The following is a 24,205-nucleotide window of genomic DNA, read 5'->3' on the forward strand; positions in this document are numbered from 1 at the left end:
GTAGTCGTGATGGATAACCTAACTTTCGAACAGATTCGTCTACCCCAGCATGTCGCCATTATTATGGACGGTAACGGCCGCTGGGCTCAGTTACGTGGTAAGCATCGTACCTTTGGTCATAAGGCCGGAGCACAAGCTGTCCGCGAAGCGGTGACCTTTGCCCGCAAAAAAGGCATTCAATCGCTAACCTTGTTTGCCTTTAGCAGCGAAAACTGGAAGCGCCCGGAACAGGAAGTCTCGGTATTGATGGAACTGTTCTTTACGGTGTTGAAGCGCGAAGTGAAAAAGCTGCATAAGCACAACGTCCGGTTGCGCATTATTGGCGACACCTCAGGTTTTTCCGAAAAGTTACAGCAACGTATTCACGAAGCTGAAGCAATGACGGCTGACAATACTGCCTTAACCCTTAATATTGCTGCCAATTATGGTGGCCGCTGGGACATTACCCAAGCTGCAAAGCAGTTGGCGCAAGCCGTAGAAGAGGGTAAGCTTAAGGCTGACGATATTACTGAATCTATGCTGGCTGAACAGTTAACTTTAACGGACCAACCGGTCCCGGATTTGTTGATCCGCACCGGTGGTGAGCATCGCATTAGTAACTTTTTGTTGTGGCAACTGGCCTATGCAGAATACTATTTTACCGATGTGCTTTGGCCAGATTTTGATGCTGCGGCTTTTGCGCAGGCGATCGCTGACTTTAGTTGCCGGGAACGCCGTTTTGGCTTGACCAGTGCACAAGTGCAACAGGCGATCCTCAATACCGATATTACTTCTGGGGAGTAAGCGTGTTAAAACAACGACTTATAACGGCACTTATTCTACTACCCCTCGCGCTTTATTGTGTGTTTGGCCTTGCGCTTGAGTGGTTTGCTGTGGCCATTACCGTCGTGATGCTTGGCGCTGCGTGGGAGTGGTCTCCGATTATGGGACTGCGTCGTCCGTTGAGTAAAGCTTTGTACACGGCCTCTGTCGGCGCTGCTTTAGTAGCACTGCAATGGTGTTTACCGCTGACTGAAATTTGGCAAGATAAACAACTCAACCCAATCTATTTTTGGATCTTGGTCTCAGGTGCGATCTGGTGGGCCATCGCTATTATTTTGGTCCTCAATTACCCCAATAGTCGGCGCCTTTGGGCTCGCACCCGCTCGATCGCTGGCGTATTTGGCTATCTTACCTTGATTCCTGCAGCGGCAGGGATGTTTGCGGTACGCTCGCTCGACTACGCGAATGAACCGCTCTTTGGCGGCTTTGTGTTACTTTTCATCTTGCTCTTAGTGTGGGCGGCGGATGTTGGTGCTTATTTCGCTGGCGTACGTTACGGTCGCAATAAACTGATGCCTGCGGTCAGTCCAGGCAAAACCATGGAAGGCTTATGCGGTGGCATTGCCTTGGCATTCGTGGTGATGATGGTGGTGGCACAGTGGGTGCAAGTTCCTGCAGAGCAATACAGTGGCTTTTACTTCACCGGGTTGTTGACGGTGGTCGTGTCGGTCTTTGGTGACTTGACCGAGAGTATGTTCAAGCGCTGTGCCGGGGTCAAAGATAGTGGCTCGTTGTTACCCGGACACGGTGGGTTGTTAGATCGTATTGATAGTCTTACCGCTGCCTTGCCAGTATTTACGCTGGCTTACTTGTGGTTGTTGCTATGATGCCACGGAAGTTATGTATTCTAGGAGCGACCGGCTCAATTGGTCTCAGCACGCTGGCCATTGTCCGCGCACACCCTCAAGCGTTCGATGTCGTTGCGTTAACTGCACACCGGAATGTCGCACAAATGCGCGAGTTATGTGAAGAGTTTCAACCGCAGTTCGCCGTGATGGCTGACGAGCAAGCGGCCCAAGCGTTACGCGCAGAGTTATCGACGTTGCGCACGCAGGTATTGGCGGGCCGTGAGGCCCTTGCCGAAGTTGCTGGGAATGGGGCGAGTGACACCGTCATGGCAGCCATTGTTGGCGGCGCCGGCTTAGTACCGACTTTGGCAGCTGTTCATGCAGGAAAACGCGTGTTACTTGCCAATAAAGAAGCTTTGGTGATGTCTGGGCAACTCTTTATTGATGCGGCGCGCGCCAGTGGCGCACAGATTTTGCCGGTGGATAGCGAGCACAATGCTATTTTTCAATGCCTGCCTAATGATGTGCAACAGCAGCTCGGCTACTGCGATTTAAAAGCCGCCGGCGTGCACAAAATTTTGCTCACCGGTTCCGGTGGTCCTTTTCGCGAGTTACCGCTTAGCGAGCTTGCACAACAAACGCCAGCAGCCGCCTGTGCCCACCCGAATTGGGATATGGGACAAAAAATTTCCGTCGATTCCGCAACCATGATGAACAAGGGCTTGGAGTACATTGAAGCACGCTGGTTGTTTAACTGCAGTGCGGAGCAAATTGAAGTGGTCCTCCATCCGCAAAGCGTTATTCATTCTATGGTGAGTTTTGACGATGGTTCGGTCTTGGCGCAAATGGGCCAACCGGATATGCGCACGCCAATTGCGCATTGCTTGAGCTATCCCGAGCGGATACAAAGTGGCGTTGCGCCATTAGACTTTATGCAGCTGAATCAACTGACATTTGCCGCTGCTGATGCGGCGCGTTACCCGTGTTTGGCGTTAGCGATGGAATGCTGTTGGTTAGGGCAGTGGGCAACCACGGCGCTGAATGCCGCGAATGAAGTCGCGGTCGCACATTTTCTTGCGCATGATATCGGCTTTACCGCCATTGCAGAGCTTTGTCAGACAGTGGTGGCACAGTTGGCGCCGCGATATCAAGATGCCGCCTTAGCTGATATTGATGCCATTCTTGCACTCGATGCAGAAGCCCGTAAGAATGCTGAGGCAGCGATTCAACAAGGTGTAGCATGTTAGACATTATTTGGTCATTAGGTGCGTTTATTGTCACGCTTGGCGTGTTGGTGACCTTTCATGAGTTTGGTCACTTTTGGGTGGCGCGCAAGTGTGGCGTGAAAGTACTGACCTTTTCGGTGGGCTTTGGCAAAGCGATTTGGCAGCGCGAAGGGCGTGATGGCACTGTCTATCAAATCAGCCGTATCCCACTGGGTGGTTACGTGCGAATGCTCGACGAACGCGTGGATGAGGTGCCTGCGAGTCAGCGCCATCTAAGCTTCAATGGCAAATCGATTTGGCAACGGGCAGCGATTATTGCCGCGGGGCCTGTGGCCAACTTCTTGCTGGCGATTGTGGTGTTGTGGTGGATGCTGATGATTGGTGTTGCCTCGGTGAAGCCTGTGGTTGGCAGTGTTGCCGAAGGCTCGATTGCTGCGCAAGCCGATTGGCAGTTGCCCGCAGAAATTCAAGCGGTGAATGGGCAAGCCACGGCGGACTGGCAGCAAGTGAATTTAGCGTTCGCCGGAGCCTTAGGCGACGCCGAGGTTAGCATTAGCGTACTTGACGCACAGCAACGCCAACGCACACTGAATTTAGACATTCGTGAATGGCGTTTGAATAACGATGAACAGCAGCCAACCTTTGTCAGTTTGGGCATGCAGCCTTTCCAACCTGAGATTTATACGGATATCAGTTATGTCGAGGAAGGTTCGCCAGCGGCGCAAGCGGGTGTGCAAGTAAAGGATAAAATTCTCGCCTTGGACGGAACTCTCTACCAAGATTGGTCTCCAATCAGAGACGCAATTATGGCGAACCCTGGTGCGACAGTGCCGCTTACGGTGTTACGCGATGGTCAGGAGCTGACCTTGAGCGTCACCTTAGGGGAGCGCACGTATAACGACACCAGTTATGGTTACCTTGGGGTTGAACCGCGTCGCGAAGCGTATCCGGAGGACTATCGTTTTGTCCAACAATACGGTATTGTCGATGGCTTCGTACAAGGTGCCGAACGCACGTGGAACCTGATGGTTCTTAGCGTTAAAATGATTGGCAAACTATTAACCGGAACCGTTTCGGTAACGAATTTGAGTGGCCCGGTTGCTATCGCTGAAGGAGCAGGCGTTTCAGCGAGCTATGGATTGGTTTACTTTTTGGGATTTCTCGCGCTAATCAGTGTTAATCTCGGTATCATTAATTTGTTACCATTGCCGATGCTTGATGGTGGTCATTTGCTCTTCCTCGCGATTGAGGGTGTGCGCAAAAAACCAGTTTCAGAGCGGGTGCAGGAGATTTGCTATCGTATCGGTGGCGCACTGATTTTTGCACTGATGGTGATTGCAATCAGCAATGATGTATTGCGATTACTGAAGTGAGAATAAATTTACAATAAACAAATAAGTAGCACAGAATGACGTTGAAAAAGCTATTTTTAAGTGCCCTGATCGCGGGTGCTGCCATGCCAGCCTACAGTGCTGACGAATTTGTCGTAGAAGATATTCGCGTTCGAGGGTTGCAACGTGTTGCGTTGGGTGCCGCTCTTACTTACATTCCGATCCGCGTAGGTGATGAAGTCGATAGTGAAAGCATTCAAGCGTCGATTCGCTCGCTGTACTCCTCAACCCACTTCAATAATATTGTGGTGCGTCGCGATGGCGATACCTTAGTCTTTGAAGTGACTGAGCGGCCGACCATTAGTGGCATCGAGTTTGATGGCAACAAAGACATCAAAGATGAGCAGTTGACGCAGAGTTTGACGGATCAAGGCATCGTTGAAGGCGAACCACTTGATTTGACCACCATCTCGAGCATCGAGACTGGCCTTGAAGACTTTTACCACTCGATTGGTAAATACAACGCAAAAGTCGAAGTCGGCATCACGCGCTTGCCGCGTAACCGCGTACGTCTCGAGTTAGACTTCGATGAAGGTGAGTCGGCCGAAATCCAACAGATCAACATCGTTGGTAACACGGTCTTCTCTGACGAAGAGTTACTCGCTAACTTCGAATTACGTGACAAACTGCCGTGGTGGAACTTCCTCGGTTCGCGTACCTATCAGAAGCAGCAGCTCAGCGGTGACTTAGAAACGCTTGAGTCGTTCTACAAAGACCGTGGTTATCTCACCTTCCGCATCAGTTCTGTGCAAGTGAGCATGACGCCTGACCGTTCAGGTGTGTATGTGTCGATTCATATTGATGAAGGCGAAATCTTCAAAGTCCGTGAAACGCGCGTGATTGGTGACTTACGTGGTCAGCGCGAAGTCATTGAACGACTCACTGATATTGAAGCGGGCACCCAATATAGCGCGGCACAAATTACCTATTTAGAAGAAATTGTTGCTAAGGTTTATGGCCGTTACGGCTATGCCTACCCAGAAGTGCGCGCAATTCCTGAAATTGACGAAGCGACCAACGAAGTTGACCTGGTGTTCTCAGTGAACCCGGGCAAACGGGTTTACGTGAACCGGATCAAGTTCCGTGGTAACGCGGTCACGGAAGATGAAGTCTTGCGTCGTGAAATGCGTCAATTTGAAGGGGCGCCATTGAATGACAACATGGTCAATTCGGGCAAGGTGCGTTTGGAGCGTTTAGGCTTCTTCGAAACGGTTGAAACCTCAACCACGCGTGTGAATGGTCGCGATGATTTGGTCGATATTGAATATCTCGTGAAAGAGCAGCCATCAGGCTCGTTCAACTTCATGTTTGGTTACGGCGATTACTCGAAACTACAAATCGGTGTGGGTGTTTCACAAGATAACTTCTTAGGTACGGGTAACCGTGCTGCCTTGAACATCAATACCAACCGCTTTAACCGCAGCATCAGCTTGTCGTACATGGACCGTTACTTCACCAAAGATGGGGTGAACTTATCAGGTCAGGTGTTCATGAGCGAGTTTGATGCCGGGCGTCAAGAAAACCTTATTCGCTATAACACCAAGCGTGTCGGTGTTGGCGGTACTATCAGCTTCCCGGTGAATGAAATCAGTAGCTTAAGCTTCGGTGCTATGGCGCGTCGCGAAGAAGTAACCAACGTAGAAGGTTACGAGCAGGTGAAACGTTTCTATCAGCCGTATTTGGACGAGCAAGATCCGAACTCGGGCGTATCCTTTGATATGTTGTCGCTTGAGGCCGGTTGGAACCGTATCACCCTCAACCGTGGTACCTTCCCAACAGCAGGTACCTCAAACCGTATCTCAGCTGAAGTAACGGTACCGGGCAGTGATATTCGTTATTTCCGTTTGAATTATGACTTTAAACACTATTTACCACTGACCAAAGATCACAGCTTCGTGCTCTTAAGTCGCCTACGCGTCGGTTATGGTAACGGTTACGGTAGTGATGATAACGGCAACGACTACTTGTTCCCGTTCTACGAGAACTTCCGTATTGGTGGGAACCAAGATTTACGTGGTTTTGAAGCAAACACGGTAGGGCCACGTGCCATTTACCGCTATCCTGAAAGCATCGTGGGACCACCTGGGTTTGGTGGTGTGCCAGGCGATTTGCCTGTCGGTCCAGGGGCTGATACCGTAGCGGTGAGTCAGTATTCAGTGGGTGGTAACGCAATGTACTCAGGTGGTATCGAGTTAATTGTACCGACCCCATTGATTAGTGAAGAAAACAAAAACACGGTCCGCACCAGCTTCTATTTTGATATTGGTAGCGTCTGGGATACAGAGTTCCAGTATGATGTGTATCGTGAATTACAACAGGTAGGGAATCAGGCATACCGTTTGGACGACTTTAGCTCGCCAGACTTATACCGCGCTTCGGCCGGTGTCGCTGTGCAGTGGCTGTCGCCAATGGGACCATTGACCTTTGCGTTCGGTAAGCCAATTAAAGAATACGAAGGCGACCGTACCCAGACCTTTACCTTTAACTTTGGTACCACGTTCTAATCGAACGTTTTTACCGAGACTATTTTCGAATAACAGGAGTATTGCAGTGAAAGCATTAACTAAAACAACTTTAGCAGCAGCCGTTCTTGCTAGTGCGGTATTTGCCAACGCAGCAGAAGCGCAACAAAAAATTGGCGTAGTTAGCTTGCAGAACATTTTCCAGCAGTTGCCACAAGCGCAAGAAATCTCAACGCGTTTGCAAGAAGAGTTCAAAGGTCAGTTCGATAACTTGGACAAAATGACCAGCGAATTACAAGCGCTGCAAGAAAAAGCTGAGCGTGACGCGCAAATCATGTCACCAAGCGAGCGTCTTGAGTTGAGCCGTGAAATCGAAATGCTCGAAACCCAGCGTCAATTGAAGTACAAAGCGTTGCGCGAAGACAGCGACCGTCGTCAAAACGAAGAGCGTAACAAGTTGATGATGGAAATCGCGCGTGAAGCACAAGCCGTTGCACGTGAGCAGGGCTTCGACTTAGTCGTAAGCGGCCAGTCAGTATTGTTCGCTGCCGATGGTTTGGATTTGACTGACGAAGTCGTCGCGAAGATGTCTAGCGGAAACTAAGTCTGATGCAGTCCTTAACTTTGCAGCAGTTGGCGGAAGTTATTGACGCCGAAATTATCGGTGATAGCCAACAAGCTATCACCGGTGTTGCAACACTTGCCTCGGCTACGTCGGGGCAAATTGCATTTTTAGCGAACGAAAAATACCGCTCACAACTCGAAGCAACTCAGGCCAGTGCGGTGATTGTCGCGCCGAACGTTGAACTGCCAGCCGGTCTGTCAGCGTTAGTAACGCGTAATCCTTATGCCGGATTCGCCAAAGTTGCACAACAATTGGATACCACTCCGCGGGCCGCTACTGGCATCGCGAGCAATGCACAGATTGCCGAGGGCGTAACGCTTGGTGAGAATGTCGCAGTGGGTCCATTAACGATCATTGAAGCGGGTGCTGAAATTGGCGACAACGTACAGATTGGTGCGGGTTGCTATATCGGTCCCAACGTGAAAATTGGTGCAAATACCAAGCTTTGGCAGCATGTGGTGATTTATCACGCCTGTCAGATTGGTACCGACTGTTTGGTGCATAGTGGCGCTGTGATTGGTGCTGATGGCTTTGGTTGGGCCAATGAGAACGGAAAATGGGTTAAAATACCCCAACTTGGTCGTGTCGTAATTCATGACCGCGTTGAAATTGGCGCAAGCACCACAGTTGATCGCGGCGCCTTAGATGACACCATTATTTCCAGTGGTTGTATTATTGACAATCAATGTCAAATTGCGCACAACGTGTTTATTGACGAAGATACTGCCATTGCAGGTTGTACCGTGTTGGCAGGCAGCTGTCGCATCGGTAAACGTTGCTTGATTGGCGGCGCAACGGCCATCAATGGCCATATTGAAATTTGTGATGACGTGCAAATTAGCGGTTTCTCGATGGTCATTAAAGCCATCAGTGAACCGGGCGTGTATGCGTCAGGTATTCCGGCTGCACCGCACCGTGAATGGCGCCGCAACGGCGCACGTTATCGGCAGTTGGATGAATTGTTCCAACGCGTGAAGAAAATTGAAAAGAAACTCGCTGATTGAGTTTGAAACGGAGAATTTATTTTGTCAGCAGCTGACACTGGTTTTAATATTCATGAAATTATGCGGTTATTACCGCATCGTTATCCGTTCTTGTTGGTGGATAAAGTGGTCGGTTGTGATACCGAAGCAAAATGCATTCATGCGGTAAAAAACATCAGCGTGAATGAAGACTTATTCAATGGTCACTTTCCGGGCAATCCTATTTTCCCAGGCGTGTTGATTCTTGAAGCACTGGCGCAAGCTGCCGGCTTGTTGGGCTTTAAGATCACCGAAAGCAAGCCCGGTGAAAATGACTTATACTTATTCGCAGGTATTGATAACGCGCGCTTCAAGCGTCAAGTGTTGCCCGGCGACCAGTTGAACTTACACGTGACGTTCGAGAAAGAACGTCGTGGTATTTGGGTGTTCAAAGGACGCGCTGAAGTTGACGGCGAATTGGCCTGTAGTGCGGACATTATTTGCGCAAGAAGAGTAAGCTAAGTGATTCATCCTACAGCGATAATTGACAGTACTGCCGTTATTGGCAAGAACGTTGAGATTGGGCCTTACAGCATTGTCGGGCCTGATGTCGTGATTGGTGATAATTGTTGGATTGGTCCGCACGTGGTGATTAAAGGGCCGACGGTACTAGGTCAAGGCAATAAGATTTTCCAATTTTCGTCGATTGGCGAGGATTGCCAAGATAAGAAATACAACGGTGAGCCGACGCGTCTCGAAATTGGTGACAACAATGTCATTCGTGAGTGTGTCACCATTCATCGCGGTACCATTCAAGATCAAAGTCTTACCAAAATTGGTAACGACAACCTGTTAATGGCCTACGTGCATGTTGCCCATGACTGCATGGTCGGCAATCACATTATTCTTGCCAACAACACGACCTTAGCCGGGCATGTCCATGTTGGCGATTGGGCTATTCTTGGTGGTTTTACCGGCGTGCATCAGTTTTGTCATATCGGTGAGCATGCCTTTACTGCGGTTAATTCCGTCGTGGTGCAAGATGTGCCGCCATACATTATGGCGCAAGGGCATAATGCTGTGCCGCGTACCATCAATAGTGAAGGCTTAAAACGTCGTGGTTATAGCAAAGAACAGGTCATGACAATTAAGCGTGCGTTTAAGACCCTTTACCGTAAGGGCTTAACCATTGATGAGGCCGTTGCGGAAATGCAAAGCTGGAATGCGTCAGAGCTCGAAAGCTTGATTGCGTTCGTGCAAAACAGTTCGCGCGGCATTATTCGCTAATAGCTATGTCGATAACATCCCTTTTAACCATTGCGGTGCTCGCCGGAGAACACTCCGGCGATCTGCTTGGCGCTGGTATGATGCGCGCACTCCGTGCCCAACATCCTGATGTGCGTTTTATTGGTGTCGGTGGTCCGTTGATGACCGCTGAGGGCTTAACCAGCCTCGTACCCATGGACGACTTGGCAGTGATGGGGATTGCTGAAGTGGTCGGGCGCTTACCGACTTTACTGCGCCACCGTAAGCATATCGTCACCACCTTACTTGCGGAGCGCCCTGACGTTTTTGTTGGTATTGATGCGCCAGATTTTAACTTACCCGTCGCCAAACGTTTAAAAGCGCAAGGTATTGCCACCATGCACTACGTTAGCCCGAGTGTGTGGGCGTGGCGTCAAGGGCGGATCAAGGGCATTAAAGCCAGTGTTGATCACGTGTTGTGCTTGTTGCCGTTTGAAAAAGCCTTCTACGACCAGCATCACTTGCCCGCAACCTTTGTTGGACATCCGCTCGCCGATAGCATCCCATTGCACTGGGATAAAGCCGTAGCGCGGCAACAGTTGCAGCTTGATGTCGCGGCCAAAGAACAGCTGATAGCATTGTTACCGGGCAGTCGTTCCGGTGAGATTGAACGCTTAGGACCAGTGTTTTTGCAAGCGGCACAGCGATTTGTCGAACGCCATCCGCACACCCGCTTTATTAGCCCAATGATTTCTACGGCACGTGCGACACAATTTCGCGAGCTACAACAGCAGATTGCCCCTGATTTAGCCCTACAGTTTATCGACGGTCAGTCACGCACGGCCATGGCGGCAGCCGACGGCTTGTTGTTAACCTCAGGCACTGTTACCTTAGAAGCGATGTTGATCAAACGGCCGATGGTGGTTGCCTATCGTTTCAACTGGTTAAGCTACCATCTTATTAAGCGCTTGTTTAAAGCCAAGTTCTTTAGTTTGCCGAACTTACTTGCTGATGAAGCCTTAGTGCCTGAATTAGTACAAGCAGAGGTGACGCCTGAACAGTTAGTACAGGCGCTTGAGCAACAGTTAGAGGCTGCTGCTGGGGGCAATCTAATCGACAGGTTTACGGAAGTTCACCAACAATTACAGCGTGACGCTGATAGCGTGAGCGCCAAGGTCGCGCTCGAGCTTGCCACCAAGGCTTAAGTTACCACGGGTAGGGAAGTCCCTGCCGGTGGTGTCGCAAAAATGCCACCGAACTGCCATCCTTACTTAAAGAATCTGACATCCTTAAGAAATAAAAGTGTTATAAATCAACATCTTTTATATATATCAAACGTTAAAGGCACATCATCTCATCCGACCTGATGAAAAGTTCACGGTTGTCATCAGGATTGTTTTTTTCTGTCACATCTCTTCGTTAACGTACCGCCGCCTTTGAGGCCCCTCACATAGTTAAAACTGTTTCAACAGAAGGATGTTTACCTTGAACCTAGTAACGAAGAAGACCTACCTCGCGACGGTATTGGCCTCCTTGTTTTCGTTAAATGCGATGGCACAGGACACCGCGGCGACCAACACCGACCAAGAAGTGGATGAGCAGCAAAACAATGCAGCCATTGAAGAAGTCGTCACCACAGGTCAGCTAACCCAGTCGAATAAAGCGATGGCCGAGCAGTTTGAGTCGGCGAGTGTCATGACCACCATGTCTGTTGAAACCATGCTGAATATGCCACAAGAAAACTTGGCGAATATTCTTGGTCGCTTGCCAGGTCTTGCGGCCAGCGCCGACCAGAGCCGCAACCAAGCGGGCACCGGGGAAGCACAGTATTTGTCGATTCGTGGTTTGGATAACTCATTTAACGCGTTCACCATGAATGGTGTACGGGTGGCGCAAACTGATGCCACCACCCGCGCTGTATCATTGAACTTATTCTCGCCATTCTCGATTGCCAGTGTTGCGGTCGATAAAGCGCCATCGGCGCAATACGACGGTGATAATATTGCCGGTATTATCGATTTCCGTACCCCGACAGCGGAAGACTTCGGTGGTGAAGTGCTCCGCGTACGTACGCAAGGCACCCTTGCTGGTCGCGCTAATGAGCGTGGTCAAGACGATGATGGCTTCGCTATCCAAGGTGAAATGGCGAAAACCTTTGGTCGTTTTGGCGTGTACGGCAACCTGTACTACTCAGAAAAGAATACCTTAGGTGAGTCAACGGCATTGCAGCAAAGCTGGTTGAAACAAAACAACCTTGGCGATGCTGATGTACCTAAGCGTGATGACATGACCAACTTGGCACCGCGTAATGGTGTGCAATGGAACTTCTTGCGCAACAATATCGAGCGTCAAGGTGCGACCTTAAGCTTCGATTATCAAGGTGACGCGCATAAGTTATACCTGCGTTCAACCTATGGCGAGTATGCGCTGAAAAGCTGGATGGATCAGGCCAGTTTACGTGCCGAATTAGACGGTGGCTTAGGTCAGGTGAACCCGATTGACGGCACCAGCTCAGGTACTGTGTATGATGATTTCGGCAACCTTAGTCTGTGGGGCATGCGCTCAGGTGCGTACCACCGTACAGAGCACAGCGATCAGAGCTTGTTGACGGTGAAAATTGGCGGCGAAAGCATCATCAATGACGCGTTGACGATGGATTACTACGCAGCTTACTCAGACGGTCAGCAAGACTATCCATTGCGCATTCAAACGGCGTTTTACTCGCCAACCTACAACGGTACTGCCGATGGGACAGGTCCGGCAACGGAGCAGTTGATCATCAATGCGCTTGACCCAAATAACCCACGTCTGGTGTTAACGCCGGGCCAGCAAGCTTTTGCTAATGATTTGAATAATCCAAAGCAGTGGTACATCACCGGTGGTTATGAAGAAAGTGAAGAGCAAAAACTTCAGTACGGCACCAACTTTAACTGGCAGCTCGACGGCGATGCTCTAAAAGCGGTGAAATTCGGTGTGATGTATGAAGATGCCGATCGTTTGTCGAACAGCGTTGACTTAGGCGGTGATGACCGTGCCTACATGCTTGGTGGCGACTACTTAGCCTACTCACGTGACGGTCAACCGATTGGTCAACAAGGTTTGAGCTTAGCTGAATTCGAAGGCACCTTTATTGACGACTTTATGGGTGGCCCTGCGCAAATGCCATTCTTCATTCCTGACACGGGTATGATTGAAGCACAATACTACGGTATCGTTGCGCCGATCATCGAAGAGTTACGGGCGTTGCGTGATAGCGATGGTATTTTAAGCCCGCGTGTTTGGGGTGGTTACGTTGACGGCCAAGAAAGCCGTTTGGGCGCCTATGTTATGGCGGAGATGGAGCTCGGTGGCTGGAAGCTTTATCCAGGTTTGCGCTACGAAGACAACTCTTTTGATGCCGTGTACACGCAAGAACAGCAACTTGGCGATGAGAGTAGTTTGGCGTTTGAAGAAACCAGCCGTAGCTATGACCAGTGGATGCCGAGCTTAATTGCCAACTACCGCCCAGATGACAACACCGTCTATCGTGCGTCGGTACGTAAGAGTTACAGCCGTCCGTCATTCGACTTGTTGCTTGGGCCAAGCAAAGTCAGTCGTAATGACAAAAACGAAGTGGTTGCCATCACTGTGGGTAACCCGAACTTAAGCCCTGTCGAAGCGTGGAACTTTGACGCCAACGCTGAGTTCATCTCGAACCAAGGCGATTTCTTCAGCGTTTCTGTGTACTACAAAGACTTACAGAACGTGATCCAAGCGACCGGCCAAACCAACAGCCCAGTGCTTGATGGTGTGTCTGAAGTCACTGAGGTCGGTGAAGATGGCGTTGCCATTACGCGTTTGGATAACTCGGCCAGCGGTAAGGTTTACGGTATTGAACTTGATGGTCAATACACCTTCAGCAGCCTGCCAGGTGCACTTTCTGGTCTCGGTGTGTACGGTAACATCACCCGTCAAAAAACTTCTACTGACGTTGGTAGCGGTGAAGACAAGCGGGAAAGCTGGTTAACCCAAGCACCTGAACTGATGTACACCGCTGAAGTGAATTACCGCAACTATGATTTGTTTGCAGCGTTGACGTACAGCTACACAGGTAAGCGTTTGTACCGTCCGAACAGCACGGATCCTGATTTGTGGATGCACTCGGTAAGCAGTCTTGATTTGTCGGTAAGCTACAACATTAACGACGACTTGAAGATTGGTGCTGCCGTTGAGAACTTACTCGATAGCCATAACTTCTGGACCTATTACGGGAACGAGCAGTATCTCTCGGATGACCGTAACGGTGGTTATGTTGAAACGGGACGTTTTTTCACGGTAAATATGACCTACACCTTCTAAGCTAACGTACGCCCCCAAGCCAATGAGTTGGATTGGGGGCGCACTAGAAGTGTACGACAGGAGCAATGATGAAAAAATCAATGATGGCAGCGGCGCTTGTTGCGCTGCTAGGCAGTATCCATGTAGTGCAGGCCCACGAAGTGATTGCCCATCGCGGTGCTTCAGGCTATTTGCCTGAGCACACGCTGGAAGCTGTGATCCTTGCGCACGGCATGGAGGTCGATTACATCGAGCAAGATCTCGTGGTCAGTAAGGACGATCACTTGGTGGTACTGCATGATATTTACTTGGACAAAGTGACCGATGTTGCCAGTAAATTCCCAGAGCGTAAGCGTGCGGATGGCCGCTTTTACGCGGTAGATTTTACCCTTGCTGAGTTAAAGCAATTACGCGTGAATGCACGACAGGGCGAGCAAACGCGCCAAGTGCAACTCAGTAACGATGAACGTGCTGGCATGTTCCGTATCAGTACGTTTGCCGAGCAAGTGGCGCTGATCCAACAGTTGAACGCTGGCCGCGATCGGGCTATCGGCTTTTATCCAGAAGTAAAGCAGCCAGCCTGGCATCGCCGCGAAGGTAAAGATATCAGTCGCTTGTTAGTTACGGCATTAGAAGGCTACGGCCTTAATCATAGTGATGCCAAGATCATGGTGCAGTGCTTTGACTTTAGCGAAGTGCAGCGGTTGCGCAATGAGGTTGGCTTAAAAACGGGATTAGTGCAGCTGCTTGGTGAAGCTAGCTGGGGGAATCCTGAGAGTGATTATGCTTGGTTACAAACCGCCGAAGGTTTAGCCGAGATTGCTAAGGTGGCACAAGGTGTCGGTCCGTGGCATCGTCAACTGTACGATCCGCGTACGCAAGAAGTGAGCGCGTTTGCCAAGCAAGCCAAGCAGCAGGGCTTGTTGATTCATCCTTACACTGTGAACTTTGATAATGCGCCAGAGGGCATGAGCTTCGCTGAGCTGCAGCAGGTGCTATTTGAGCAAGTGAAGGTGGATGCAGTGTTTACGGATTATGCCGATCGCATTCAACGCTAGTTTGTTCACGGGCATGCCAAGGAAGGTGTGCTCGTGCTTATCTTTCGATTTAATCGAAGGGTAGCTCCACTATTTCGCACTCATCATTCTATTTCTTCATGCGTATACTAGAACTCTATTCTTTCTAATGGAGGGTCTGGTATGGGACTTTTAGTGAAGGGTCAATGGCAAGACAAGTGGTACGATACCAAAGCCAATAAAGGACATTTCAAACGCAGCGAAGCGCAGTTCAGAAACTGGATCAATTCTGCTGCCGACGCTGAATTTCCGGCGGAAAGCGGTCGTTACCATTTGTACGTTTCGTATGCCTGCCCGTGGGCGCATCGCACCTTGATTTTCCGCAAACTGAAAGGCCTTGAGCAATACATCAGCGTGTCCGCGGTGGAACCTTTGATGCTCGAAAATGGCTGGGAATTTGGTGCGGATGCCTTAGCTGATCCTTTGTATCAGCACGATTTCTTGTATCAATTGTATTTGCGGGCAGATCCGAACTATAGCGGGCGGGTGACGGTACCCGTATTGTGGGACAAGCAGCAGCAAACCATGGTTAGCAATGAGTCTGCGGAGATCATTCGCATGTTCAATTCGGCGTTTAACGAACTGACAGGGAATACCCTGGATTTCTATCCCGAAGACCAGCGAGCGGCGATTGATGCAATTAACGACGAGGTGTATCACAACGTCAATAATGGCGTGTATAAGTGTGGTTTTGCCACCGAGCAAGACGCCTATGAAGAAGCCTACGAGGCTTTGTTTGCCAGCTTAGACAAGCTTGAGCAACGGTTACAACAGCAGCGCTTTTTAGTTGGCGATAGCGTGACTGAAGCCGATTGGCGCTTGTTTACCACCTTGGTACGCTTCGACGCAGTGTACTACAGTCACTTTAAAACCAACCGGCAGCGCATTGTCGATTATCCAGCGCTGTGGGATTATGTGAAGTGCTTGTACCAAGTGGAGGGGGTGGCCGAAACGGTTAATATGGCGCATATCAAAACGCATTACTACGCGAGCCACACCATGATTAACCCAACCCAAATAGTGCCCTGTGGCCCGAAGCTTGATTTTCTAGCGCCGCATCAACGCGGTGAGGTGAAGCTATGAATGCTATTTTAACGCGACATCGTGGTATACCGGCACAAGACGGTGCTGGTGTAAAGCTCACGCGGATCGTGAATCAACCCAGTTTGCGTCATCAAGATCCATTTTTAATGCTGGATGAGTTTCGTTCGGATGATCCGAACGACTATATTGCCGGGTTTCCACCGCACCCGCATCGGGGCTTTGTCACACTCACCTATATGTTGGCCGGTCGGATGGAACACCAAGACTCGGTCGGCAATACCGGTGTGGTTGAAGCCGGCGGCGTGCAGTGGATGAAAGCGGCGCGGGGCATTATTCACGCCGAAATGCCCAAGCAAGAAGAAGGTCTAATGTGGGGCTTTCAGTTGTGGTTAAACCTACCGGCGAAAGACAAACTGTCAGCGGCACAGTGGGCCGATCATCGCGCCGAAACCATTCCGCAATGGCACGGTGACGCGGTGACCGTACGGGTTATTGCCGGAACAGAAACCTTTGATGGCGAGGTGGTCACCGGACCGGTGCAGCAGCCCGAACAGCACTTTCAGATGCTTGATGTGCAGTTTGCCACAGCAGGGCAATGGCAACAGCGTGGACCAACCCCACAAACTCGGCTGGGGTATGTGTATCAGGGCGAGGTTTGGCTCAATGACCAGCTGTTGCAACGCGGTGAGTTGGTGCGCTTAGCGGCCGATGCCGATCTGACATTGCGTTCTGAGGCGCAGGCTGGCATGCTGCTGCTCGCTGCACAACCGATAGGTGAGCCCATAGTGCAATATGGACCTTTCGTGATGAACAGCCATGCTGAAATTGAACAAGCGATCCGTGACTATCAAGCGGGTCGGTTTACCGCGACATAGGGAGTTTATATGACGGTTACAGCTGTAGGTTATCTTGCCCACGAGGGCGCGCCAAAGCGTCATGAATTTTCATTACCTAAGCCAAGCCATGATGAGGTCATCATTCAGGTGGCCTACAGCGGCGTAAACCGCGCCGACTTAGCGCAATTGGCTGGGCATTACCCACCACCGCCGGGAGCCTCTGAAGTGCTTGGGTTGGAAGTGAGCGGGACTGTGATTGCGGTTGGTCCTACCGTGAGCCGCTTGCGCGTCGGCGATGAGGTCTGTGCCCTATTGAGCGGCGGTGGCTATGCCGACCATGTGTTAGTCAGCGAGCAGCAGGTGGCAGTATTGCCAACTGGCATGAGTCTTGCCGAAGGCGCGGCGATTTGTGAGGCCTACGCTACAGCGTGGTTCAATTTATATGACGTTGCTGCCATTCAGCCAGACGAACGTTTGTTATTGCACGCCGGCGCAAGCAGTGTCGCACTCGCAGCAACTCAACTGGCAGTGAACGCGGGCAACCCGGTGTTTGTGACGGTCGGTGACGACGACAAACTTGCCTATTGCATCGCGCAAGGTGCCGATGCCGGTTGGAACCGTCGTCAAGGCAGCTTTGTCGATGCGGTAAAAGCGTGGGGCGGTGCTGATGTGATTATCGATCCTGTGGCTGGCGACTACTTGGGCCAAGATCAGATCGTTGCCAATCAAGATGGGCGTATTGTGGTGTTAGGTTTGATGGGCGGGCGCAAAGCCGAAATTGACGGCGGCCGTTTATTAATGAAGCGTTTACGCATTCAAGGCAGTACCTTGCGCAACCAGCCGCTGGCGGTAAAAGGGCGGATCATGCGTGCGTTGGAACAAAACGTGTGGCCGTTGCTGGCGCGCGGCAAATGTCAGGTCCATTTGGATCAGGTACACAGCATTGATGCGTTAACAGACGCATTGACGCAAATGCAAGAAAATCATACGAAAGGGAAGTTGGTGTTGGCGTGGCCAAGCAAAGACTAAACGCTGAAGAAAATGGTGGAGGGGGCAGGATTCGAACCTGCGAAGGCTGAGCCGTCAGATTTACAGTCTGATCCCTTTGGCCACTCGGGAACCCCTCCACGGAAGAGGCGGCATCATAGCAGATTGAGCCGCCCTGTAAACCCCGCTATGATAAATGCAGATTGAATTTCACCCCAACAGCTGCAGGTCGTTTACTTTGTCATCAATGAATGCTGAAATTATCGCCACCTTTCTTGAGCGCCTGTGGTTAAAACAAGGCGTGAGCAAGCACACCAGTAGCGCCTACGGCACCGATCTGAAAAAGTTTTTAAGTTATTTACTCAGTGTCGAGTCAGGCGAGGTCAATTTATTGGCGGTGTATCCCGAGCAAATTGAAGACTATTTGCTTTGGCGTCGCCAGCAAGGTTTATCGCCACGTAGCACGGCGCGGGCGGTCAGTGCGCTGAAAAAATTTTATACCTATGCCGTAACGGAGCGTTTGTGCGCGAGTAACCCCACTGAGCGCTTACATCAACCGAAACAAACCCAAGCCATTCCCCATAGTTTGGCCGAAGTGGAAGTCGAAGCCTTGTTGAACGCGCCCGATGAGAGCGATCCGGTGCAACTACGTGATCGTGCCATGTTGGAACTGCTTTATGCGACCGGCTTGCGGGTTAGCGAATTAACGCTGTTGACCCACGAGCAGATCTCGTTGCAGCAGGAGCTGGTGCGCGTGGTGGGTAAGGGCAACAAAGAGCGTTTGGTGCCGCTGGGTGAAACGGCGCTGGAATGGCTCCTTCGCTACGAGAACGAAGCGCGGCCGTTGCTAAGCGAAGCACAAAGTGACTATGTTTTTATCACCCGCCGCGGTGGCCCTTTGTCACGCCAAGCCTTTTGGTATCGTATTAAATATTATGCCAAGGTCGCTGATATACGTTCCCATTTGTCACCGCATACCTTACGGCATGCGTTTGCCACGCATTTGCTGAATCATGGCGCCGATTTACGGGTGCTACAAATGCTGCTCGGCCATAGTGATTTATCCACCACGCAAATCTACACCCATGTGGCGCGGGAGCGTTTACAGCAATTACACGCACAGCATCACCCACGTGCCTAAATCTGCTGCAGAGGGGCGCATTTCGCGTTACACTCAAGGCACTTTTAAGATAATTCGATGAAGCAAAATTAGGAATCTTATGAAACAGTTAGCGATTGCAGCCAGTATCTTAGGTTTACTGGCGTGCAGCCCACAAGGTGAGGCGAAATTATCAGCTGCGCCAGAAGGCTTTGATGACAGCTACTTGCAAAAGATGGGTTTCACTGTGGAAACCGTCGAAGCGTCGGCCATTGAAGGGGTGTATCAAGTGATCACCGATCAGGGCCTGATTTATGTGGCTGACGGCGGCAAAATGTTAATTGGTGGTCGTATTTACGACATCACTGGTGCGCAGCCGGTTAATTTAAGTGAAAACGCGATTCGTCAAATGCGTCAAAAAGACGTTGCTGCCATTGACGGTGAAGCCATCGTTTATCAGGCCGAAGACGAAAAATATGTGGTGACGGTGTTTACCGATCCAACCTGTGGCTATTGCCGTCAATTGCATAACGATCTGCAAAGCTATCTCGACAAAGGCATCAGTATTCATTACCTAGCATGGCCGCGTACCGGTTTGCAGGGTAGTTCGTACGAACAATTGAAGACTGTCTGGTGCTCAGACGATCCTAAAGCGGCGTTAACAGCTGCGAAGAGTGACAAGCGTTTACCTGCCGCGCGTTGTGACGATCCTGTCGATGCCCATTTCGCTTTAGGGAACAAGTTCGGCGTGCGTGGTACTCCGGCAATGGTGTTACCTTCAGGTGAGTTGATCCCAGGCTTGGTACCAGCGGATCGTTTATTGAATACCATCAAACAAAGCCAATAAGCGGTAATGAGCACAGATGATTTAACCATTCGACGTCGTCCCGACGTCGATTGCGAAGGTTTGCCCCAACAACTGCCGTGGATTTTGCGGCAGGTTTTGGCGCGCCGTGGTGTTGCAGCGAGTGAGCAGCTTGATTTGACCTTAAAGCAGTTGCCGCACTTTAAGCAATTGCATGATTGTGAAAAAGCTGCCGCACGTATTTTTCAAGCGATCACACAGGGCCAGTCCATTTGCATTTGTGGTGACTTTGACGCTGATGGCGCGACCTCAACGGCGTTAATGGTGTCGGTATTGCAAGCGATGGGCGCGCGCAAGGTGCATTATTGTGTGCCGAATCGGTTTACCGACGGTTATGGCTTATCGCCAAACTTAGTGAGTTATGCCGCCGAGCGCGGCACTGACCTGTTGATCACCGTCGATAGTGGGGTGTCGTGCCACGAGGGTGTGGCCGCCGCGAATGCCGCGGGCATTGACGTGATCATCACCGATCACCACCTTGCTGGCGCCCAATTACCACCAGCGTTTGCGCTGGTAAATCCGAATCAACCGGCTTGTCAGTTCCCGTGTAAATCTATTGCTGGCGTGGGCGTGGCCTTTTACGTGTTGTTGGCGGTACGCGCCTTGGCGCGTGAACAGCACCATCCAGCGGCGCAGGTGAATTTAGCGCAATGGTTGGATTTGGTTGCGCTAGGTACAGTAGCCGACGTGGTGAAGTTAGAAGCGACCAACCGAGTGTTGGTACAGCAGGGCCTGCAACGCATTCGTAAGGGCTATTGCCGGCCAGGTATTCAGGCTTTGTTAAGCGTGACGCAACGCCAAGCGCAGCAGTTGCAAGCGGCCGATTTAGGCTTTGCCTTAGCGCCGCGCATTAATGCGGCGGGGCGCTTGGACGATATGGCATTAGGCATTGAATGTCTGCTGGCTGACGAGGTGGAAACCGCCCTAGAATACGCTGAGCAATTGAATGGCCTGAATCAGCAGCGGCGTGAAATCGAAAACGAAATGCGCGAGAGCGCAGTGGCCTATATGGCTGAGTTACAGTTGGATGCGAGCACCTTACCGCCGCTATTGGTGTTGTATCAAGACGATTGGCACCAGGGCGTGGTGGGCATTGTCGCCGGGCGTATTAAAGAGCAGTATCATCGGCCGACCATTACCTTTGCCATTGGCGATGATGGGTTATTGAAAGGCTCGGCACGTTCGATTCCGGGTTTACACATGCGCGACTTGCTAGAACGGGTGCATACCCTGCATCCGCAGTTGATTGCGCGGTTTGGCGGTCATGCTATGGCTGCAGGTTTGTCGTTGGCACCTGAACATCTTGATGACTTTCGTGCGGCGGCAACAGCGGTTGCCGAGCAATGGCTCGATGCGCAAGCGTTAGAGCGTGAGATTTGGACCGACGGCGGGCTCGATGCCTCCTGTTTCTCGGTGCCGTTCGTGCAACAACTAGAGCAACTCGGCCCGTGGGGCCAAGGTTTTCCTGAGCCATTGTTTGACGATGTGTTTGAGGTTGTGCAGCAGCGCATTGTCGGTGAAAAGCACTTAAAGCTGGTGTTGCGCAGTAACGATGGCGTGATGCTCGATGCCATTGCTTTTAACGTCGATACCCAACGTTGGCCTGACCTCGAAGTGCGGCGCGCCGAGTTGGTGTATAAAGTGCAACTGAATCACTTCCGCGGACGCACCAATGTGCAGTTGTTGGTGGAGCATTTAGCGCCTTTACGGTAAAATGCCGCCCTTTGCATTCAACCTTGAACCGGTGAAGAGTTTATATGTTCGAAACAAATGCTACCTATGTTGCGATAAAAGAGATGCGTCAGCGCAGTGAAGCGCTTCGGGGGTATCTTTGACTATGCTGAAAAAGTAGAACGATTAGAAGAAGTTACGCGCGAATTGGAAGACCCAACGATATGGGAAAACCAAGAGCGCGCGCAGGCGTTGGGGAAAGAGCGTGCCAGCCTAGAACAGGTGGTGGAAACCTTGAATACCTTGGCGCAAGGTCTTGAAGACGTTGAAGGTTTGGTCGACTTGGCCGTTGAAGCCGAAGACGAAGACACCTACAACGAAGCGGTTGCCGAGCTGGAGCAGTTGGAACAGCAATTGGCCACCTTAGAATTCCGTCGGATGTTCTCTGGTGAACAAGATGCCTCAGACTGCTACTTGGATATTCAAGCAGGTTCAGGCGGAACCGAAGCGCAAGACTGGTCAAACATTTTGTTGCGGATGTATCTGCGCTGGGCTGAAAGCCACGATTTCAAAGTTGAAATTACCGAATTGTCTGAAGGTGAAGTCGCCGGCATTAAGTCTGCCACCGTGCGGGTGCAAGGTGAGTACGCTTACGGCTGGTTGCGCACCGAAACTGGCGTACATCGCCTGGTACGGAAGTCACCGTTTGACTCGGGCAACCGTCGTCATACCTCGTTTGCATCGGTATTCGTCTACCCTGAGATTGATGACTCGATTGAAATTGAGATCAATCCGGCTGATTTACGTGTCGATACTTACCGTGCCTCTGGTGCCGGTGGTCAGCACGTTAACCGTACCGACTCGGCGATCCGTATTACCCACGAACCTTCAGGGATTGTGGTGCAGTGTCAAAGCGACCGTTCGCAGCATAAAAACCGTGATGCGGCGATGAAGCAGTTGCGGGCAAAATTATACGAAATGGAGTTGCAAAAGCAGCTCGCAGAAAAACAAGCGCTAGAAGACACCAAGTCGGATATTGGCTGGGGCAGTCAGATCCGCTCGTACGTGCTTGATGACGCGCGTATTAAAGATTTACGTACTGGCGTAGAAAATCGTAACACCCAAGCCGTGTTAGATGGCGCGCTTGATCCATTTATTGAGGCGAGCTTAAAGTCGGGCTTATAAGACTTTAATCACAGCAGTTGTACAGATAGGAAAGAGACCATGACAGATAAAACGCAAAGCACCGAAGTTGTTGATGTAAATGAACAAATTGCTCAGCGTAAAGCAAAGTTAAAAGCTTTGCGTGAGCGCGGTGTAGCGTTCCCGAACGATTTTCGTCGCGAACACCTTGCCGAAGAGCTGCACGCTGAATACGACAACGTGGATAAAGAAACCTTAGCGAGCAAAGGTGTACGGGTATCTGTTGCGGGCCGTATGATGACACGACGGATCATGGGTAAAGCAAGTTTCGCCACCATCAAAGACATGTCAGGTGCCATTCAGCTGTACGTGGCGCGGGATAACTTGGTCGAAGGCTTCTACAACGAAGAATTCAAAAAGTGGGATTTAGGTGACATCGTTGGCGCCACTGGTACCTTGTTCATTACCGGTACTGGCGAATTGAGCGTACAAGTGGATGACATTCGTTTGTTGACCAAAGCCTTGCGTCCGCTGCCGGATAAGTTTCACGGTTTGTCAGACCAAGAAACCCGTTATCGTCAGCGCTACCTTGACTTGATTGCCAACGATGATTCACGTCGTACTTTTATTGTGCGCTCGAAAGTCGTGGATTACATCCGTCGTTACCTGAACGATAAGCAGTTCTTGGAAGTCGAAACGCCAATGATGCAAACCATTCCTGGTGGTGCTGCGGCGCGTCCGTTCGTGACCCATCACAATGCCTTGGATATGGAATTGTTCTTGCGTATTGCCCCAGAACTTTATTTGAAGCGCTTGGTGGTCGGTGGTTTCGAGAAGGTGTTTGAAATCAATCGTAACTTCCGTAACGAAGGGCTATCGACCCGTCATAACCCAGAATTCACCATGCTTGAGTTCTACTGGGGGTATGCCGATTACCGTGATTTGATGGATCTTACCGAAGACATGCTGCGCGGCATGACCGAAGAAATTTTAGGTTCATCGCAGTTCACTAGCGAAGGCGTTGAGTACGACTTCAGCCAGCCATTCACTCGGATGACGGTGAACGAAGCAATTTTGAAATACCTCCCAGAAGCCACTGCTGAGCAGTTGAGTACCCTTGAAGCAGCAACCGCATTGGCGGAGCGCTTGGGCATTCACGTGAAGTCGAACTGGGGCTTGGGTAAAGTCCAAATCGAGATCTTCGAAGAAGTTGCTGAGCATCGTTTAATGCAGCCGACCTTTATCACTGCCTACCCAGCAGAAGTATCGCCGTTGGCGCGTCGTAACGACGACGACCCGTTTGTAACGGATCGTTTTGAATTCTTCGTCGGTGGCCGCGAGTTGGCGAATGGCTTCTCAGAGCTGAATGACGCGGAAGATCAAGCCGAGCGGTTCTTACATCAGGTTTCGCAAAAAGAAGCGGGTGATGACGAAGCCATGTTCTTCGATGAAGACTACATCACTGCGTTGGAGCACGGCTTGCCGCCAACAGCGGGTGAAGGTATCGGTATCGACCGTTTGGTGATGCTGTTGACCGACTCACCATCGATTCGTGACGTGCTGTTGTTCCCACACATGCGTCCACGCAAAGACTAAGCTTTGGTAGCCGTAGCTAGCTTGAAAACCGCGACCTTGTGTCGCGGTTT

General features: G+C 50.8%; 20 protein-coding genes and 1 tRNA gene. 20 read left to right on the forward strand and 1 reads right to left on the reverse strand.

What is annotated here, in order from left to right:
- Positions 1–9 precede the first annotated feature (9 nt).
- The 15 genes from uppS (at position 10) to G535_RS13510 (ending at position 17,823) form a co-directional block, all read left to right on the forward strand.
- A complete protein-coding gene (gene uppS, locus G535_RS0110775; protein WP_026862067.1) occupies positions 10–783 on the forward strand; it encodes a polyprenyl diphosphate synthase in 774 nt (257 codons plus the stop codon).
- A 2-nt stretch (positions 784–785) separates the two neighbouring features.
- On the forward strand, positions 786–1,649 hold the full coding sequence (locus G535_RS0110780; RefSeq protein ID WP_026862068.1) for a phosphatidate cytidylyltransferase: 864 nt from the start codon (positions 786–788) through the stop codon (positions 1,647–1,649).
- Entirely contained in the window at positions 1,649–2,857 is a 1,209-nt protein-coding gene (gene ispC, locus G535_RS0110785) for a 1-deoxy-D-xylulose-5-phosphate reductoisomerase (RefSeq protein ID WP_026862069.1), read from the forward strand. Before G535_RS0110780 ends, ispC begins: the two co-directional genes overlap by 1 nt.
- A complete protein-coding gene (gene rseP, locus G535_RS0110790; protein ID WP_026862070.1) occupies positions 2,851–4,209 on the forward strand; it encodes a sigma E protease regulator RseP in 1,359 nt (452 codons plus the stop codon). The genes ispC and rseP overlap by 7 nt, the downstream gene beginning before the upstream one ends.
- A gap of 35 nt (positions 4,210–4,244) precedes the next feature.
- Positions 4,245–6,731, forward strand: a complete 2,487-nt coding sequence (gene bamA / locus G535_RS0110795; RefSeq protein ID WP_026862071.1) for an outer membrane protein assembly factor BamA — start codon at positions 4,245–4,247, stop codon at positions 6,729–6,731.
- Between the two features lie 46 nt (positions 6,732–6,777).
- A complete protein-coding gene (locus tag G535_RS0110800; protein ID WP_026862072.1) occupies positions 6,778–7,293 on the forward strand; it encodes an OmpH/Skp family outer membrane protein in 516 nt (171 codons plus the stop codon).
- A 5-nt stretch (positions 7,294–7,298) separates the two neighbouring features.
- Positions 7,299–8,318, forward strand: a complete 1,020-nt coding sequence (lpxD, locus tag G535_RS0110805; protein WP_026862073.1) for a UDP-3-O-(3-hydroxymyristoyl)glucosamine N-acyltransferase — start codon at positions 7,299–7,301, stop codon at positions 8,316–8,318.
- A 21-nt stretch (positions 8,319–8,339) separates the two neighbouring features.
- A complete protein-coding gene (gene fabZ, locus G535_RS0110810; protein WP_034728069.1) occupies positions 8,340–8,798 on the forward strand; it encodes a 3-hydroxyacyl-ACP dehydratase FabZ in 459 nt (152 codons plus the stop codon).
- Positions 8,799–9,563, forward strand: a complete 765-nt coding sequence (gene lpxA, locus G535_RS0110815) for an acyl-ACP--UDP-N-acetylglucosamine O-acyltransferase (RefSeq protein ID WP_026862075.1) — start codon at positions 8,799–8,801, stop codon at positions 9,561–9,563.
- Between the two features lie 5 nt (positions 9,564–9,568).
- Positions 9,569–10,726, forward strand: a complete 1,158-nt coding sequence (gene lpxB, locus G535_RS0110820; protein WP_026862076.1) for a lipid-A-disaccharide synthase — start codon at positions 9,569–9,571, stop codon at positions 10,724–10,726.
- 280 nt (positions 10,727–11,006) lie between these two features.
- Positions 11,007–13,859 (forward strand): TonB-dependent receptor, encoded by a 2,853-nt coding sequence (locus tag G535_RS13505; RefSeq protein ID WP_157981184.1) that lies wholly within the window; start codon positions 11,007–11,009, stop codon positions 13,857–13,859.
- 68 nt (positions 13,860–13,927) lie between these two features.
- Positions 13,928–14,896 carry a glycerophosphodiester phosphodiesterase gene (gene glpQ / locus G535_RS0110830; RefSeq protein ID WP_026862077.1) on the forward strand — a complete coding sequence of 323 codons (969 nt, stop codon included), beginning with the start codon at positions 13,928–13,930 and terminating at the stop codon, positions 14,894–14,896.
- A gap of 141 nt (positions 14,897–15,037) precedes the next feature.
- Positions 15,038–15,997 (forward strand): glutathione S-transferase family protein, encoded by a 960-nt coding sequence (locus tag G535_RS0110835; protein ID WP_026862078.1) that lies wholly within the window; start codon positions 15,038–15,040, stop codon positions 15,995–15,997.
- Complete coding sequence (locus G535_RS0110840; RefSeq protein ID WP_026862079.1) at positions 15,994–16,833, forward strand: pirin family protein; 840 nt, start codon at positions 15,994–15,996, stop codon at positions 16,831–16,833. Before G535_RS0110835 ends, G535_RS0110840 begins: the two co-directional genes overlap by 4 nt.
- A 9-nt stretch (positions 16,834–16,842) precedes the next feature.
- Positions 16,843–17,823, forward strand: a complete 981-nt coding sequence (locus tag G535_RS13510) for an NAD(P)H-quinone oxidoreductase (RefSeq protein WP_051207155.1) — start codon at positions 16,843–16,845, stop codon at positions 17,821–17,823.
- Positions 17,824–17,836: 13 nt separating this feature from the next.
- Here G535_RS13510 and G535_RS0110850 read toward each other — a convergent pair.
- A tRNA-Tyr gene (locus G535_RS0110850) sits at positions 17,837–17,921 on the reverse strand.
- Positions 17,922–18,028: 107 nt separating this feature from the next.
- Between G535_RS0110850 and xerD the strand changes: the two genes are divergently transcribed.
- The 5 genes from xerD to lysS all read left to right on the forward strand — a co-directional run bounded on the left by xerD (position 18,029) and on the right by lysS (position 24,155).
- A complete protein-coding gene (gene xerD / locus G535_RS0110855) occupies positions 18,029–18,922 on the forward strand; it encodes a site-specific tyrosine recombinase XerD (RefSeq protein WP_034728074.1) in 894 nt (297 codons plus the stop codon).
- Between the two features lie 79 nt (positions 18,923–19,001).
- Complete coding sequence (dsbC, locus tag G535_RS0110860; protein ID WP_026862081.1) at positions 19,002–19,727, forward strand: bifunctional protein-disulfide isomerase/oxidoreductase DsbC; 726 nt, start codon at positions 19,002–19,004, stop codon at positions 19,725–19,727.
- A gap of 6 nt (positions 19,728–19,733) precedes the next feature.
- On the forward strand, positions 19,734–21,458 hold the full coding sequence (recJ, locus tag G535_RS0110865) for a single-stranded-DNA-specific exonuclease RecJ (protein WP_026862082.1): 1,725 nt from the start codon (positions 19,734–19,736) through the stop codon (positions 21,456–21,458).
- A gap of 44 nt (positions 21,459–21,502) precedes the next feature.
- Positions 21,503–22,601 (forward strand): peptide chain release factor 2 gene (gene prfB, locus G535_RS0110870; RefSeq protein ID WP_126775136.1). Its coding sequence is split into 2 segments (ribosomal slippage): positions 21,503–21,577 and positions 21,579–22,601, totalling 1,098 coding nucleotides; the frame shifts between segments, so codons are not numbered across the junction.
- A 39-nt stretch (positions 22,602–22,640) separates the two neighbouring features.
- Entirely contained in the window at positions 22,641–24,155 is a 1,515-nt protein-coding gene (gene lysS / locus G535_RS0110875) for a lysine--tRNA ligase (RefSeq protein WP_026862084.1), read from the forward strand.
- Positions 24,156–24,205 lie beyond the last annotated feature (50 nt).

This window comes from Pseudidiomarina sediminum DSM 21906 (genome assembly GCF_000423165.1).
GTDB lineage: Bacteria > Pseudomonadota > Gammaproteobacteria > Enterobacterales > Alteromonadaceae > Pseudidiomarina > Pseudidiomarina sediminum.